This window comes from Mesorhizobium sp. Pch-S, assembly GCF_004136315.1.
Lineage (GTDB): Bacteria > Pseudomonadota > Alphaproteobacteria > Rhizobiales > Rhizobiaceae > Mesorhizobium.
Genome location: NZ_CP029562.1, coordinates 4660489 through 4677834, shown reverse-complemented (window position 1 = coordinate 4677834; position 17346 = coordinate 4660489). Strand labels below are relative to the sequence as shown.

The 17346-nt window shown below is 63.2% G+C and carries 7 protein-coding genes; 5 read left to right on the top strand and 2 right to left on the bottom strand.

Annotation, left to right across the window (positions count from 1 at the left end):
• Positions 1–197: 197 nt before the first annotated feature.
• Complete coding sequence (locus C1M53_RS21880) at positions 198–4382, bottom strand: translocation/assembly module TamB domain-containing protein (protein WP_129414152.1); 4185 nt, start codon at positions 4380–4382, stop codon at positions 198–200.
• Between the two features lie 4 nt (positions 4383–4386).
• Entirely contained in the window at positions 4387–6315 is a 1929-nt protein-coding gene (locus C1M53_RS21875; protein WP_129416305.1) for an autotransporter assembly complex family protein, read from the bottom strand.
• 321 nt (positions 6316–6636) lie between these two features.
• Here C1M53_RS21875 and C1M53_RS21870 point away from each other — a divergent pair, with 321 nt between their 5' ends.
• From C1M53_RS21870 to cysW, 5 genes are all read left to right on the top strand, one after another.
• Positions 6637–12111, top strand: a complete 5475-nt coding sequence (locus C1M53_RS21870; protein ID WP_129414151.1) for an alpha-2-macroglobulin family protein — start codon at positions 6637–6639, stop codon at positions 12109–12111.
• Positions 12112–12132: 21 nt separating this feature from the next.
• Positions 12133–14244 carry a penicillin-binding protein 1C gene (pbpC, locus tag C1M53_RS21865; protein ID WP_129414150.1) on the top strand — a complete coding sequence of 704 codons (2112 nt, stop codon included), beginning with the start codon at positions 12133–12135 and terminating at the stop codon, positions 14242–14244.
• Positions 14245–14417: 173 nt separating this feature from the next.
• A complete protein-coding gene (locus C1M53_RS21860) occupies positions 14418–15446 on the top strand; it encodes a sulfate ABC transporter substrate-binding protein (RefSeq protein WP_129414149.1) in 1029 nt (342 codons plus the stop codon).
• Between the two features lie 161 nt (positions 15447–15607).
• The gene (gene cysT / locus C1M53_RS21855) at positions 15608–16459 is read left to right on the top strand and encodes a sulfate ABC transporter permease subunit CysT (protein WP_129414148.1); all 852 of its coding nucleotides are present in this window, start codon (positions 15608–15610) and stop codon (positions 16457–16459) included.
• Complete coding sequence (gene cysW, locus C1M53_RS21850; RefSeq protein WP_129414147.1) at positions 16452–17336, top strand: sulfate ABC transporter permease subunit CysW; 885 nt, start codon at positions 16452–16454, stop codon at positions 17334–17336. Before cysT ends, cysW begins: the two co-directional genes overlap by 8 nt.
• The last annotated feature ends 10 nt before the right edge of the window (positions 17337–17346 follow it).

The window sequence follows — 17346 nt, the reverse complement described above, 5'->3', positions numbered from 1 at the left end:
GAGTGCAACTTTGAAATGGGAGCAGTTGGCGCGATAGCGACAATCTTGGCGGAAATTTGCTATCGAGGGCAAAAAACAGACGCCCACCGGTTCTGCGTAAACCGCGTGCATTTCTGTCATGATACAATCAACACTGCTGCGGCAGCGCCAGTTCTGGCGCACTGTCAGTCCACCCGGCGACACCGGGAACCGCGAAGCTAGTATTCTTTCTCGTAGAAAATACCGCCCTTGGCCTCGCCGTCGTCCGAGGCCTCGCCACGCAGTTTGACCCCCTTGCCGACGTTGAAGTCGATGCGCGCCCTGCCGGAGCCGGGCTTCTCGCCCTTCTGGATGTTCAGATAGGTGCGATCGTTGAGATATTTGCCGGCCGATACCGCCGTTCCACCCTGGTCGTCGGTGGTGACGTCGAGATCGTCGACACCAAGCTTGCCGCGCAGCTTTTCCAGCAGCGACGTCGAACCGCCGACACCGCTGAGCTGCGCCGCCGCCTCTGCGAGCTGGGCGATCTGCAGCGGCGACAGATTGGACATCGACCGGCCGAAGATCAGGCGCGCCAGAACCTCGTCCTCAGGCAACGCAGGCACCGAAGAGAACGTGAATTTCGGATTGGTCGCCTCGCCGGAAACGGTGATGTTCACCGTCGCGTCGCCGGCGGTGGATTCCGCGACCATGTTGAGATACGGCACCAGCGAGCCTGAGAAGGTCAGCGTGCCTTCCGTGAAGGTCAGGCGCTTGCCGAGGATGGAAAGCCGTCCGCGCTGCAGCGTGAATTTGCCGACAGCCTGCGGCGCGGAAGCCGGACCGGTCAGACGCAGATTGCCACCGAGCTCGGCGTCGAGCCCGCGTCCCATGACGAAGATCTGGTTGGGGGCATTGACCGTGACGTCGAGCGTCAACCCACCACCCCCGCTGCCACCGCTGCTGCTGGCACCTGAAGGACGCAGCGCCTTGTCCTGCGCCTTCACGGCGGCAGGCGCATCCTTGCGTTTGATGTTCAAGGTCGACAGCGATGTCGGCAGGCGTTCCGGCACGGTGACGACGACCTTGCCGAGATTGATCGTACCCGAGACGGCCGGTGCCGTCGCCAACGGCCCCTTGATGGTGAGATCCCCGCCAAGGTTTGCCGTTACGATGCGGCCGTCGGTGTAACGACCGTCGACCAGCTTGATCGACAGATCAGCCGGGAATCCTCTGTCGGCATCGATACCGACAGTGCCGCCGACTGAAAGCGTGCCACGCGTCGACAACGTACCCGTCAGCCGGTTGATGGTGGCGATGCCATTGGCCATGCCGATATCAAGCGTGATGTCCTTGACCGCGAGCCCGGAGTTTGCGTCCAGGACCCGCGCGCCCGACGAACGCACGGAACCGGAGATTACTGGCTTGCTGGCCGGACCACGCACCTGGACCGCGACATTGGCGCCGCCGGTCAGCGAAAGCCCCTGCTCGGCCAGCTTGCGCGCCAGAAGCTCGAACGGCACGTTGCCGGCGATATCGACCGACAGGTTTGGTGTACCGGCAGTGGTAACCGAGCCGCCGCCCTTCAGCGCCAGCCCGGCTGCGCCGCCGATATCGGCATTGAAGGTGAGCTTGTTGGACACGAAGGTACCGCCGGACGCGAGGTTGATGGCGCCGATGCCGGCATCTCGCGTCGCCGCAACGCCAAGCCCGCTGGCCTTGATGTTGTAGGTGACCGAAGGGGCGGAGGCCGCGCCCGTAACTTTGGCGGTACCCGACACCGTGCCGGCAGCACCAAGTCCTGGCGAAAAGGTATTGGCAGCAGCGACCGGCAGATTGGTCAGGGCCACATCGATGTCGAGAGCCTTGCCTGCGGTGCCCGTGATCGTCGCGCGGCCGCTGTCGACACCGACCACCAGCTTCTGGATCGTCGTCGTGCCGTTGGCGACCGTCACCGTCGACAGCTCCGGAATAACCGCCTTCAGGCCACGGATCACGGCTTGGCCGGAGGCGAGTTCCAGCGTGGTCACACCGCCGGTGGACTTCACGCGGCCGACCGCCCTGGCAGGAATGTCCTTGATCGTTGCGCCACCGGAAAAGCCGGTCCAGTCGCCATCGCGCTTCAGATCAACTGCGATGCCGGTAATTGTTGTCGTGCCGGAGGTAACCGCATCGGCCCGCACCGTGCCGGAAACCGCAGGGGCGGCAGCGTAGTTAGACACCAGCGCATCGATGGCGACATTCCTGGCGATCAGATCACCGCGCTTGAGTCCGGCCTTGGCCTGCAGAGCCACTTCAGGCACGCCGTCGCGCTTGGCGAAACGGACGGTACCGCGCACATCACCTTCAGCCTTTTCCAGGGCCAGAGCCGCCAGCGGTCCGATATCGGGCAAATCGATCGTCACGGTTCCTTCCGGGAGGAAAGCTTCGTCGAGAACCAGATCACCGGCGACGCCGTTGTTGCCGAGTGCCAGCTTCAAACCATCGATGCGGCGCTGGCCGTTCTCCGTCTTCAGCACCGCCTTGCCCTGCAACGATTGTCCGGCAATTGTAGCCGACAGCGTAACGTCGGCGGCCGGATTGGCGACGTCGGCCCTGCCGGCTGCCGACAGGCTCAATCCGCTGATCTCGCGTCCTGCGACCTCAAGCTTGTCGCCGCTCAGCGACACCGAAACGTCCGGCGCGACCATGACGCCCTTTGCGGTGACAGAAAGACCGATGGCGCCCTTCGCTTCCTTGGACAGCAGCGAGAGATCCGCCAACGCGCCCTTGAGCTCGGCAACGATCTGGCCTTCGTGCAGGCTGGCGCTGCCGCTGGCCGAAACAGCACCGGAATCGAGCGTGATGGAGTCCGCCGTCACAGTGCCTTTGGAATCGCGCCGGATTGCCGCCGAAAGCACGGCCCGTTCGCCAAGCGCCGGGCGCGCAGCAGCGGGCAACGCCGAGGAAGCGGCATCCGCCTTGACGTTCAGTTCGATCGAACCGTCGGCCAGCGCCATCTTGCCGTTGAAATCGCCGATCAGCGTGTCAGACCGGATCGAGCCCTTGTCGACATTGATGGTTTCCTTGGCGAGGCTGCCGGCAACATCGGCCTTAATCTTGCCTGCGATCAGCGGGGCGATGGTCGGATTGTCAAACCCGATCCTGTCGACGGTCAGCGAACCGGTCATCGGTCCGACGCGGTTGGCAACGTCGAAATTGTCGGAGTGGATGGTCAGGTCGATGTTCTCGAACTTGGTGACGGTCGTCGTTACCTTGGCCAGCGACGCGCCGATGTCGAGCGCCGGCGCGCTGCCCTCGCCGAAGGCGCGCAGAGTTGCCGACTTCATCTCGATGTCGATCGGGCTTTCCTTGCTGCCGAGCGCCAGCGGCAAGGTCGGGCCGACCGAATTGAACTGCAACGAAAAGTCTGTCGCGCCCTTGGGGTCGACATGACCGGCAGCGGTGCCGCGCACGGCATCGCTGCTGATCTGCGCCTGTTCGATTTCCACGCCGCCGGTCTTGGTCGCCGTTCCGGTGAACGCAAAATCCGTCCTGCCAGCGAGCAGCGGCTTGAACCGGTCCGGCAGGAAGCGCGCGAAGTCGCCGTCACCCTTCGCCTCGATGCGATTGCCCTTTTCGGTCTGCTGGTTGCGGCCAGTCAGTTGCGTGACCACCTGGCCGTCGACGCTGAAGCTACCGGTGCCGTTCCAGTCAGCCAGCGAACCTTTTCCAGCCAGGGTGATATCAACCGATGGATCTCCTGGCAGTTGCAGAAGATTGGCGAGGATACCGCCTGCGGGCTCCGACGCCTTCACGTCGAGGTCGAGTTTGTTGTCGGCCGGCGCGAAATCGACGGTCGCATCGACAGTGCCCTGCTTGCCGTCATTGCGTGCCACGTTGAGCTTGGCCGCCACCGCAAGCGGCGATGCATCGGCCTTTACGGATCCTTTGGCCGCCAGCTCCGCAATGCCTGCACCGGCCAGGGCTTCACCGAGCGCGATGTTGGGCAGGTCGATCGCCTTGATATCGAGCGACACCGGCAGGCTGAAGCCACCTTCGGTATCGCGCTTCGGCTCACCCTCCGATACCGGCAACCGCGCCGCCTCGATGCGCCCGACCGCAACACGGTCTGCGCTGAATGTCTTTGTCAGCAACGCAAATGGCGACCAGTCCACCGCAACCTGACGCAGCACCAGCCAGGGACCCTTGCTGTCTTCCAGCACGACATGATCGACCCTCAGCGCGCCCGACCAGATGCCGTCTATGCCGGCAACCGTCACCTTGCTTCCCGACGTCGAAGCCATCGAGGAGATCAGGCCGGCAAGATTGTCCCGACCGCGCTCGGTCGTGGTGAAGACGATCAGTGCCCCCAGTGCTGCCGCAACGACTACCGCCACGACATAGAAGAAGATCCGCAATGCCCGTTTGAACAACTTCGCCATACCGTCAGAACGCCTGGCCAATGCCGGCATAGATGCCGAAGCGCGGATCCCCGGGCTCGCGATTCAGCGGCACGGCGCCATCGATGCGCAGCGGTCCGAACGGCGTAATGTAACGGAGACCGACACCGGCGCCGACCTTCACGTTCGAGAAATCGGGGAACTGCTGGGTAGAAACCGTACCAGCATCGATGAAGGGCACGATGCCGATCGTATCGGTGATGCCGATGCGCATTTCGGCCGAGGTCTCGAAGTAGGACAGGCCGCCAGTCGGCTTGCCGTTGATGTCCTTCGGGCCGATGCCCTGATAGGCATAGCCGCGCACCGAGCCGCCGCCGCCTGCATAGAAACGCCGATCGGCAGGAACATCCTGCAGGCCTGCGCCGACGATCGAGCCGAGGGCGACGCGGCCAGCAAGCACGAAGCGCCCCCCGGTGTCGATTGCCTGATAGGCACTGCCCTCGCCGCGCAGCTTCACGAAGGTAGCGCCGTTCAAGAGGTCGTAGCTCGGCTCGGCATAAGCGAGCAGCCTGAACCCGCTCTTCGGGTTCAGCTTGTTGTCGCGATTGTCGAAGACATATTGCAGCGGCACGCTGGCGATCAGGTAGTCGTGCTTGCCGAAACTGTCGGTGATCTTCGAATAATCGAGCGAGACCTCGGCAGAGACAGTCTGCCGTTTGTCGAGCTCATAGGACAGTCCCATGCCGCCCTTGGTCGAGAAACGGTCATAGGCGTCGGGATGTTCGTAGACCGTCTTCAGGTTCGCGAAAAACTTCGAGGCCGGCCCGACCACGCCAGGTTTCTCGAACATGATGCCGGCATTGTAGTTGAGCTCGCCCAACGCATTGGCGCCGATGCCGCTGATCTTGCCTTCAATGCGCAGCTTCTCGGCGCGACCGAACAGGTTGCGATGGCCCCAATAACCTTCCAGGCCAAGCCCTTCCGTGTTGGAGAAGGTGCCGCCGACGCCGAAATAGCGCGGCTTGCGCTCGCTGACCTCTACGTCGATCGGAATGTTGCCGTCCGCATCGAGCTTGTCGCCTTCCTTCAGCGAGACGCTGTTGAAGACTTCCAGTCCCAGCAGGCGATCACGGGCATCCTCGATCTGCTTTGGCGAATAGCGCTCGCCGCGCTTCAAGCCTGTCATGTACTCGGTGAACTCGCGGTCCACCGCCTCGGTTCCTTCGACGGTGGTCTGACCGATGCCCGCGACCGGACCGGCCTCGACGGTCAGCGTCACGTCCAGCCGTCCATTGTCATGGTCGGCCACCACCTCACGGTCGGTGACCTTGGCGAGCGGCCTGCCCTCGTCCTTCAGCGCCTTGACGAGCCTCGCCTCGGCCTTGAGCACCGCGCCGGAACCGGCGTCGCCCCCCGAGATCAGGCCAAAATCCGCGCTCGCCATGCCAGCGGCATCGCCTTTCAAACGGATGTCGCCGAGCGTGAATTTCTGGCCGGGTCTTACGGTGATGGTCACCGGAACAGGCTGTTGGCCCTTGAACTCGGCGTCCGGCGGCAGATCGTCAAGCGATTTGCCGGCAATGGCGATATCAACGACGCCTTCATAACGGGCATCTTCATAAAGTGCGGCGACAAGCTGCTCGCGGTCGCCACGCGCCTTCGTCATCAGGCCGAGCGAACCCGAAACCGGGCGCTCCTCGTCATTCTTCAGGCTGGAGACGTTCTCCAGTTTTTCCTTCAGGTCGTCGTCGGCATCCGGCACTTCGATGGTCACGGTATAGCTCAACGGATCGGTGATCGCCTCGTCGGCCTTTTCGTCTGAGCCCCAGAGCCTGATTCCGAACAGTTCGAAGGCTGTTGCGCGGTGGCTTTCAGCGATGACGGCAGAGAAACCGAGCATGGACAAAAGCAGGGCGCGCGAAAGCGCACGCCAGGACGTGCTTGCTTGCCAACGGCGCATCTCCTTTACAGGCATCAACTCGCCTTGTCCCTCAATACGCGGACCCTACCTCCCAATGCTCCCTACAGGTAAACTTGGAATGAACATGTGAAGTCCTCGTAAACCAACATTGCCGCTGCATTGCAAATGTCCGAATTGCAACGAATTTTGAATACACACCTTTTGTGCCTTCGCAAAATCGCGTGATCTCTGCTTTGGCTAAATTAGCCAGACGATACAGATAACTTTCGCGTATCCTTTTGTGCATCGTCCGGTCGTTTCACCGCCATTTGGCACGTTGACAACCCAGGTGGAAGACGGAACATGCCCTGGACGATCAAGTGCCAGGAGGGTGTGATGGCATCGCGCGCGGCTCGGTTCCTGCCGGTTCTGTTCTTTTTCCTGCTAGCTTCGTTCGGCGCTGCACAAGGCGCCGAAACCAAGCGAATTGTAACGACGGACAACGCCGATTATTTCGGTTTCGACCTGCGTTCGGAGCAGAACGTCACACTCGATCAATGCAAGACGACCTGCCTCGGCGATTCGGCTTGTCGCGCCTTCACCTACAACACCAAGGCGAAATGGTGCTTCCTCAAATCCGACTTCAATACGATGAAACCGTTTGTCGGCGCGGTTGGCGGCAAGGTCGTCACCATCGACAGCGCCCCTGATATCGGCGCACCGGCCGAACTCGCCTATTTTCCGGCCTGGATGGCCGATCAGGCGCAGCAGTACCGCAATTTCCTGACCGGCCCCGGTTACACCAAGCCCAGCGATGGCCTGACGACCCTTGAACAGGAAGCCGAACAGGCAGCGCTGTCAGGCGACCATCGCACAGCGATGCAGAAATATGAGGCTGCAGCTTCCGTCATGCCGGACGAAGCGGCACTCTGGCCAAAGCTGGCGCGCGAGATCCTGGGCACGCTTGCAGCCTCCAGTGACAACCAGTCGACACTGCAATCCAATGCCACCTCTGCAGCCTATCTGGGCTACAAGCTGTCCCGCACCGCAGCCGCCCGGGCTGAGACCCTGGCGCTGCTCGCTGCCGGCCTCGACCGCCGCGATCAGTATCGTCCGGCGTTGCAGGCTTACGAGGCGAGCCTCGCGCTCGAGAATTCGGCGGCCGTCCGCTCCGAATATGAAGACCTCAAGGCGCGCAAGGGTTTCCGGGTCGTCGAACACACTGTCGATGCCGATACCTCCAGCCCGCGCATCTGCGCGCAGTTCTCCGAGGAGCTGGTCAAGACCGGCGTTGACTATGCGCAGTTCGTCACCGTCGGCGGCGCGGCTCCCAAGGCAGTCGAGGCCAAGGACAAGCAGATCTGCGTCGAAGGCCTGGAACACGGCCAGCATTATGATGTCGTCTTCCGTGCCGGTATCCCAGCCGCCATCGGCGAAGTGACCGCCGCCCCCGTCACGCTGTCGATCTATGTGCAGGATCGTTCGCCGTCCGCCCGCTTCACCGGCGACAGCTTCGTGCTGCCGTCGGGTGTGCGCCGCGGTATTCCGGTCGTCACCGTCAACATGAATGCCGCCGACATGAAGCTCTTCCGCATCGGCGACCGCTCGCTGGCGCAGCTTCTCTCAGGCTATCAGTTCCTGCGCCAGCTCGACGGCTATGATCTCTCCAACATCAAGGACCAGATGGGGCAGCCAATCTGGGAAGGCCGCATGGAGATCGCCGGCGACCTCAACAAAGAAGTGACCACGTCCTTCCCGGTCGATGAGGCTCTGCCGCAGCGCAAGCCCGGCGTCTACATCCTCACCGCGCAACCCGTGGACGACAAGAGCGACGAATACAATTCGCGCGCCACGCAATGGTTCGTCGTCTCCGACATCGGCCTTTCGACCTATACCGGCCAGGACGGCCTCAACGTCTTCGCCCGTTCGCTGGGCAGCGCCAGGCCGATCCAGGGCGCCGAACTGACCTTGCTTGCCCGCAACAACGAGATCCTCGGCACCGCCACCACGGACGGCGAAGGCCGCGCCGTCTTCAATCCGGGCCTGACCCGTGGCGAAGGCGGCATGGTGCCGGCCGTACTGATGGCCAAGCAGGGTGACCAGGACTTCGTCTTCCTCGACATGGCCAAGGCGGGTTTCGATCTTTCCGATCGTGGTGTTGCCGGCCGCGCCGCACCCGGTGCGCTCGACGTCTATGCCTGGACCGAACGCGGCATCTACCGGGTCGGCGAGGACGTGCACGTGCAGGCGCTCGCCCGTGACGACGCCTCGAAGGCGGTCGAGAACCTGCCGTTGACCTTTATCTTCACGCGTCCGGACGGTGTCGAGGCTCGCCGTATCGTCAGCGACGGCGCTTCGGCAGGCGGCCATGCCGTCGATCTGGCGCTGGAATCCAACGCCATGCGCGGCACCTGGACGGTATCGATCCATACCGATCCCAAGCAGGCTGCCGTGGCGACGCACATGTTCCTGGTCGAGGACTTCGTGCCGGACCGCATTGAGTTCGACCTCAGCGCTGACAAGACAGAGATCGCCCAGGCCGAGACGGCCAACGTCACCGTCGATGGCCGCTTCCTCTATGGCGCGCCGGCTGCCGGCCTGGCGCTCGAAGGCGAGACGACGCTGTCGGTGACGCGCGACTGGGACCGTTTCAAGGGCTTTGCCTTCGGTCTCGCCGACGAGCAGGCGGCGCAGCCGACGGTGACACCTTTGGCCGACCTGCCTGTGGTGGGCGACGATGGCAAGGCAACCTTCCCGATCACGATCGACCAGTTGCCGGCCACCACCAAACTGGTGAACGCCAAGGTCACGGTGCGGATGCGCGAAACCGGCGGCCGCGCCGTCGAGCGTTCGCTCAATCTCGCAGTGCGCCCGCAAGGCGACCTGATCGGTATCCGAGCCGATTTCGAAAACGATGAGGTGCCGCAGGGCGGTACTGCCAAGTTCAGCTTGATCGCCGTCGATCGCGATGGCAACCGCAAGGCGCTTTCCGGCGCGCAATGGTCGCTGGTCAGGGTCGAGCGCAACTATCAATGGTACCGCAATGGCGGCTCCTGGGCCTACGAAGCGGTGAACCTCACCAAGGCGGTTGCCAACGGCAAGGTCGATATCGCCGCCGACGGCGAAGCGACGGTTTCGCTGCCTGTCGATTGGGGACGTTACCGGCTGGAGGTCGAAACAGCCGACCCGGACGGCCCCGCCTCGTCCTACGAGTTCGACGGCGGCTGGTACGTCAGCGCCACCTCGACCGAGACACCGGACGGACTGGAGATCGCTCTCGACAAGGACGACTATGCCGTCGGTGACACAGCCAGGCTGAAAGTGTCGCCACATTATGCAGGCGAATTGCTGGTGACGATCGGCGCAGACCGCCTGCTGAAGACCTTCAACGTCAGCATTCCCAAGGATGGCGGCACCGTGGACATCCCGGTCACCGAGGATTGGGGTGCCGGCGCCTATGTCACGGCCACCCTCTACAGGCCGGGTGACGCCGAGCAGAGCCGCATGCCGGCCCGCGCCATCGGCGTGAAATGGCTGAAGATCGATCCGGGCACCAGGAAACTCGGCGTCGCGCTTGCGCCGCCCGCCAAGATGGAACCACGGCAGACGCTTTCGGTGCCTGTTTCGGTGACCGGGGTTGCACCCGGCAGCGACGCCTACGTCATGGTGGCCGCCGTCGACGTCGGCATCCTCAACCTAACCAACTACAAGGCGCCGGACCCCGAAGACTGGTTCTTCGGCCAGCGCATGATGGGGCTGGAACTGCGCGACCTCTACGGCCGCCTCATCGATGGCTCGCTCGGCACAACCGGCAAGCTGCGCACCGGCGGCGACGGCAACGCCCTGCAGAGCCAAGGCAGTCCACCGACCGAAAAGCTGGTCGCCTTCTTCTCCGGCATTGTCAAACTGGATGCCGAAGGCAAGGCAATGGTCAATTTCGACCTGCCGCAGTTCAATGGCACCGCGCGCGTCATGGCCGTGGCCTGGACCAAGGAAGCCGTCGGCCATGGGGTAAGCGACGTGATCGTGCGCGATCCCATCGTCATCACCGCCGGCCTGCCACGTTTTCTGGCACCCGGTGATGCCGCAACCATGCGGCTCGATTTCGCCAACACGGATGCTCCGGCCGGTGACTATGCGCTTGCCATCGAGACCACCGGCGACATCACCATCGGCGGCGAGGCGGTGCCGGCCAAGCTGACCTTGGCCGAGGGCAAGCGGCAGACGCTGAGTGTTCCCTTGATCGGCGTTTCACCGAGCGATGCGACGATTACGGTGAAATTGGCCAGGGATGGCGGTCCTTCGGCGGAACAGACATTGTTCCTGCCCGTTCGTCCGGCCCAGCTCCCGGTTCCAGTCCGCCTCGTCGTGGACCTGAAGAATGGTGCGTCGCTGCGTGTGGATCAGCAACTCCTGGCGGACAGCACGCTGCAGGGCTCGTCCGTCAGCGTCGGCGTATCGCAATCGGCCGCGCTCGACGTGCCTTCGCTGATCCTGTCGCTCGATCGCTATCCTTATGGTTGCGCCGAACAGACCACCAGCCGCGCCTTGCCCCTGCTCTACATGAGCGAAATGTCGAAGGGTTACGGCATCCCCGATGATCCGGGCCTGCATGACCGGGTGCAGGAAGCGATCTACAGGGTGTTGAGCTACCAGGCTTCCGGCGGCAGCTTCGGCCTGTGGGGACCTGGCTCCGGCGACCTTTGGCTGGATTCCTATGTCACCGACTTCCTGACAAGGGCGCGCGAAGCCAAGTACGAAGTGCCAGCCCAGGCGATTTCGCAGGCATTGAGCAACCTGCAGAATTCGCTCGGCTACGATCAGAGCGTCGAGGACCGTGGCTCGCAGATCGCTTACGCGCTGTATGTCCTGGCCCGCAACAAGAAGGCTTCGGTCGGAGACCTGCGTTATTATGCCGACACCAAGCTGGAAGCTTTCTCCAGCCCGATGGCGGTGGCGCAGCTGGCCGCGGCCCTGGCGCTCTATGGCGATGCGCAGCGTTCGGAAGCAACGTTCCAGGCCGCCCTGACCCTGGCCAAGAGCACCAGCAACTATGACTGGTACCGTTCCGACTATGGCTCGGGACTGCGCGATGGAGCGGCAATGCTGGCGCTTGCCGCCGAATCCAAGCCGGTGCCGTCGGTGGTGCCGGAATTGATCAAGCTGGTCGAAAGGCAGCGTGCCGTACAGCATTGGACGAGCACCCAGGACAATGCCTGGATGCTGCTGGCCGCTCGCGCACTGAAGAATGGTAACGACACCATCAAGCTCACCATCAACGGTCAGCCGCACAGCGGTGCCTATTCGACCGAAATGACCGGAGAGACCCTGCTGGACAGCCCGTTGACCGTCGCCAATGCCGGCAAGAACGGCCTGCAGGCGGTCGTCACCACGGTTGCCGCGCCGGCACAGCCGCTGCCGGCGGGCGGCGAAGGCTTCACCATCGAACGCACCTACTACACGCTCGACGGCAGCGAGGCGAATGTCAGCGAGGCAAAGCAGAACGAACGCTATGTCGTGGTTCTCAAGGTGACGGAGCTGAACGACTGGCCACAGCGCGTGCTGATCACCGACCTGTTGCCGGCAGGCTTCGAGATCGACAATCCAGGTCTCGTTTCCTCGGCCCAGCTTTCCAACTTCTCCTGGCTGGCGCAGACCAATGCCGCGCATCTCGAATTCCGCAACGACCGTTTCGTTGCCGCTTTCGATCCCGCTGCCGAGGATGGCGACCGCACCAAGACCCTCGCCTATGTGGTGCGGGCGGTGACGCCCGGCGTCTATGCGCATCCGGCAGCCAGTGTCGAGGACATGTACCGGCCGCAATATTCGGCGCGCACGGCCACGGGCATGATGGAGGTGAAGGCGCCGTAAGGCCGGCGCCACGAGGCGGCCATGACCGACAGCGTCCCCCCTCCTCCGGCTCGAAGGAGCCTGCGGCGCCTGGCGATCTACGCTGGCGCCGCTGCCGGTCTGGCAGCGATCGCGGTCGGAGGCTTGTGGGCGCTCGACCGCGCCTTTCCGCCGCCATTACCGGATACGCTGGCGGTGTCGGCCGAGGTCCTCGACCGCGATGGCGCATTGCTGCGTGCCTTCGCCACCAAGGACGGTTACTGGCGCCTGCCGGTCGGCCTCGATCAGGTCGACAGGAATTTCGTCGACATGCTGGTCACTTATGAGGACAAGCGCTTCTGGGACCATGAGGGCATCGACCTGCTGGCATTGGGACGGGCAGCGACACAACTCGCCAGCAACCACCGCATCGTCTCCGGCGGCTCTACATTGTCCATGCAGTTGGCCCGCCTGATCGAGCCGCGTGAAAGCCGTTCGGTCGGCTCCAAGCTGAAACAGATGCTGCGCGCGCTGCAGATCGAGCGACGCCTGACGAAGCGTCAGATTCTGGAACAGTATCTGACCCTGGCACCCTATGGCGGCAATCTCGAAGGTGTCCGCGCCGCTTCGCTCGCCTATTTCGGCAAGGAACCACGCCGGCTCACGGTGGCTGAAGCGGCTCTCCTCGTTGCACTGCCACAATTGCCGGAACGCCGCCGCCCGGACAAGAATCCCGCCATTGCCCAGGCGGCACGCGACCGCGTGCTCAACCGCATGGTCACTGCCGGACTGATCGGCGAACGCGAAGCACACCGTGCCGCCCTCGAAGAGGTTGCCAACCTGCGGCGCCAACTGCCCGCCTTCGCTGCACACACCGCCAACACGCTGCTGCGCAAGGCACAAGCCGGCGCTCCGCTCAAACTCACCCTGCGCAAGAGCGTCCAGGAAGGGCTCGAGGCCGTCGCGCGCGAAGCGGCGACGCGGCTCGGACCGAAACTGTCGGTCGCCATGGTGCTGGCGGATTCCCGCACGGGCGACATTCTGGGCAGCGTCGGCTCGGCATCTTTCTTCGATTCCAACCGGGCCGGCTGGATCGACATGACCCGTATCGTGCGCTCACCGGGTTCGACGCTGAAGCCCTTCATCTACGGACTGGCCTTCGAGCAGGGCATGGTCGCTCAGGAGACGATGATCGAAGACAGCCCGGCCGACTTCTCCGGTTACCGGCCGAAGAATTTCGACATGGGATATCAGGGTGACGTCTCGATACGACTGGCCTTGCAGCTTTCCCTGAACGTGCCCGCTATCCGCATCCTTGACGCAGTCGGGCCGGCAAGGCTTACCGCCCGATTCCGTCAGGCCGGCGTGTCGCCGGTACTGCCGACCAATCAGCCGCCAGGTCTGGCCATCGGCCTCGGCGGCGTCGGCACCAGTCTGCGCGACCTGGTTCAGCTCTATACGGGGCTCGCCAACGGTGGAAAGGTGCATCCCCTGCGCGACGGCACCGAGGCCGTGCCTGTGACCGGCGCCGCCACCACCATTCTGGACGAACGGGCCAACTGGCAGATCACCGACATCCTCGCCGGCGTGCGGCCTCCGGAAGGCGCGCCGCAACGCGGCATCGCCTACAAGACCGGCACATCCTACGGCTACCGTGATGCATGGGCGATCGGCTTCGACGGCCGTTACGTTCTGGGGATCTGGGTCGGTCGCGCCGACGCCAGCGCGGTGCCCGGCCTCTCGGGCTACGTGTCGGCGGCCCCCATCCTGTTCGAAGGTTTTGTCCGCTCCGGCCTCGCCGCTGTCGCTCTGCCAAGCCAGCCAGCCGGCGTGCTTCGGCCGAGACGCGAGGACTTGCCGGTCACCCTTGCCCGCTTCGGAACAGGCAACGAACTCCAGCTTGGCACTGGCGCCACCGAGCCAGCGCCGCGTATCGTCTTTCCACCGGACGGTGCCCGCGTCGACCTCGGCGTGTCCGGATCCCAAGCCACACCGCTGGTGCTGAAACTGCAGGGCGGCCGGGCGCCGTTCCGCTGGCTCGCCAACGGCAAGCCGCTGGCCGGCATCGACCGCCGCCGCACTGCGACCTGGCTGCCGGACGGAACAGGCTATTCGACGCTGACCGTCATCGACGCCGCCGGTCGCGCCACCAGCGTCAAGGTCTTCGTCGAATAGACTGCACGGGGCGACTCCATTTGTGATCGGCCCGTCGCTTCGGTGAGGTAGAATTTTCTTGCCTGACCGCCAAATCGCTGGAACTTTTCTTCGCAGGCCCGAAAAAGGCAACTTTCGCCGCACCCAAATTCTACAATTTCGATAGAGTAGAATACAGTTCAACGGAGGCGGAAATGACCAAACCTCACTTCAAGAAACTGATCGGCATCCTCATTGCCGGCTCTGTCCAGTTCGGTGCGCTCGGTTTCGCGTTCGCTGATACGACGATCCTCAACGTGTCCTACGACCCGACGCGCGAGCTCTACAAGCAGTTCGACGAAGCCTTTGCCGCCTACTGGAAGAAGGAAAGCGGCGAGACGGTGACTGTGCAGCAGTCGCATGGCGGTTCCGGCAAACAGGCACGCGCTGTCATCGACGGCCTGGAGGCCGATGTCGTCACGCTGGCACTCGAGAGCGACATCAACGCCATTGTCGAGAAATCGAAGAAGATCAATCCCGATTGGCGCACCAAGTTCGAGCACAACTCCGCCCCTTACACATCGACCATCATCTTCCTGGTCCGCAAGGGCAACCCCAAGGGTATCAAGGACTGGAACGATCTGGTGAAGGACGGCGTCCAGGTCATCACGCCAAACCCGAAGACCTCCGGTGGCGCACGCTGGAACTATCTCGCGGCCTGGGCCTACGCCAACGCACAGAACGGCGGCGACGAAGCCAAGACCAAGGAATTCATCTCCAACCTCTACTCGCACGTTCCCGTGCTCGACACCGGTGCCCGCGGCTCGACCGTGACCTTCGCCCAGAAGGATCTCGGCGACGTGCTGCTTGCCTGGGAAAACGAGGCCTATCTCGCGCTCGATGAATTCGGCGCCGACAAATTCGATGTCGTCTACCCGCCCACATCCATCCTCGCCGAGCCGCCTGTCGCCGTCGTCGACGGCAATGTCGACACCAAGGGCACGCGCAAGGTGGCGGAAGCGTATCTGAAATACCTCTATTCGAAAGAGGGCCAGACGATCATCGCCAAGAACCATTACCGTCCCGCCAAGCCCGAGCTCGTCCCGGCCGAGGACCTTGCAAAGCTGCCTGAGATCAAGCTTGTGACGATCGACGATCCGCAATTCGGCGGCTGGAAGAAGGCACAGCCTTATCATTTCGCCGACGGTGGTATATTCGACCAGGTCTACAAGCCGGCGCAGTGAGGGCTGCAGTGACGTCTCGAAATTCTCGAGGCGTTCTCCGGCTGGCATGATGCCGAAAAGTTGCAGACTTTTCGGACCGGGATCATGCAACAAACAAGGAGATAGAGCGGATGCCAATGCGTCCGCTCTAGGGCAACAAGAAGGGACGGGCCAACAACAATATGACCACAGCACCCGCGCAGGCGGGGTGGCGGTTCAAGCAGCCGAGTGTCATTCCGGGTTTCGGACTGACGCTCGGCTTCTCGCTTGTCTACCTCACCCTCATCATTCTCATCCCGCTGGCTGGACTGGTCTGGCGCTCCGCATCGCTCGGATGGGTCGATTTCTGGCGCATCGTCACCGCCGATCGCACCTTGAGAGCGCTGGAGATCAGCTTCGGCACCGCCCTCATTGCAGCCTTGGTCAATGTCGTGTTCGGCACGATCGTCGCCTGGGTGCTGGTGCGCTACAAGTTTCCAGGCCGGCGCGTGGTCGACGCCATGGTCGATCTCCCCTTCGCATTGCCGACCGCGGTCGCCGGTATCGCGCTGACCACGCTCTATGCCCCGAATGGCTGGCTGGGCAGCCTGCTGATGCCGCTCGGCATCAAGGTGGCCTACACGCCGCTCGGCATCATCGTGGCACTGGTCTTCGTCAGCCTGCCTTTCGTGGTGCGCACCGTCGAGCCGATCATCGAGGAAATCGACAAGGAGGTCGAGGAAGCCGCTGCCACGCTCGGCGCCAGCCGCTTCCAGACGATCACCCGCGTGCTTTTCCCAGGACTGGCACCAGCCATCATCACCGGTTTCGCTCTGGCCTTCGCACGTGGTGTCGGCGAATACGGCTCGGTCATCTTCATCGCCGGCAATCTGCCCAAGGTCACGGAGATCGCGCCGCTGCTCATCGTCATCCGGCTCGAGGAGTTCAACTACGCTGCGGCGACCGCCATTGCCGCGGTGATGCTGGCCATCTCCTTCGCCATGCTGCTCGTCATCAATCTCCTGCAGGCATGGAGCCGCAAGCGCTATGGCTGATCCGGAAATCAAATCCTACGAGCCGGTGCACGACAATGTCTCGGCGGCCGTCACCGAGAGCCGCTCGGCGCGTGCCTTGCTGATGACGATCGCCTTCGTCTTCCTTGGCATCTTCCTGCTGCTGCCGCTCATCATCGTCTTCAAGGAGGCCTTCGCCAAAGGTGTCGGCGCTTACTTCACCTCCTTGAACGACCGCGACACACTGTCCGCCATCCATCTCACGCTCCTGGTGGCCGTGATTGCCGTGCCTCTCAATGTGGTTTTCGGCATTGCCGCCGCCTGGGCGATCGCCAAATTCGAATTCAAGGGCAAGGCGTTCCTGACCACCTTGATCGACTTGCCCTTCTCGGTCTCGCCGGTCATCTCCGGCCTGGTCTACGTGCTGCTGTTCGGCGCCCAGGCGATGCTCGGCCCATGGCTGAAATCGCATGGCATCGAAATTCTCTTCGCCGTGCCAGGCATCGTGCTTGCCACCGTCTTTGTCACCTTTCCCTTTGTCGCGCGCGAACTGATCCCGCTGATGCAGGAACAGGGAACCGGGGACGAGGAAGCCGCGCTCTCGCTCGGCGCCAATGGCTGGCAGGTCTTCTGGTATGTCACGCTGCCCAACATCAAATGGGGCCTGCTCTACGGCGTCCTGCTGTGCAACGCCCGCGCCATGGGCGAATTCGGCGCGGTGTCGGTGGTCTCCGGCCATATCCGCGGCATGACCAACACCATGCCGCTGCATGTCGAGATCCTCTACAATGAATACAACGCCGTCGGCGCTTTTGCCGTGGCGTCGCTGCTGGCCGGCCTTGCGCTGGTCACTCTGATCTTGAAAACCGTTCTCGAGATGCGCTACGGCGCCGAACTCGCCGCGACACGCGGACATTGACAGGGACATT

Excerpts from the sequence above, each read along its gene's own strand:
- C1M53_RS21880 (WP_129414152.1), bottom strand. The coding sequence starts at position 4,382 with ATGGCGAAGTTGTTCAAACGGGCATTGCGGATCTTCTTCTATGTCGTG.
- C1M53_RS21875 (WP_129416305.1), bottom strand. The coding sequence starts at position 6,315 with ATGCCTGTAAAGGAGATGCGCCGTTGGCAAGCAAGCACGTCCTGGCGT.
- C1M53_RS21870 (WP_129414151.1), top strand. The coding sequence starts at position 6,637 with ATGGCATCGCGCGCGGCTCGGTTCCTGCCGGTTCTGTTCTTTTTCCTG.
- pbpC (WP_129414150.1), top strand. The coding sequence starts at position 12,133 with ATGACCGACAGCGTCCCCCCTCCTCCGGCTCGAAGGAGCCTGCGGCGC.
- C1M53_RS21860 (WP_129414149.1), top strand. The coding sequence starts at position 14,418 with ATGACCAAACCTCACTTCAAGAAACTGATCGGCATCCTCATTGCCGGC.
- cysT (WP_129414148.1), top strand. The coding sequence starts at position 15,608 with ATGACCACAGCACCCGCGCAGGCGGGGTGGCGGTTCAAGCAGCCGAGT.
- cysW (WP_129414147.1), top strand. The coding sequence starts at position 16,452 with ATGGCTGATCCGGAAATCAAATCCTACGAGCCGGTGCACGACAATGTC.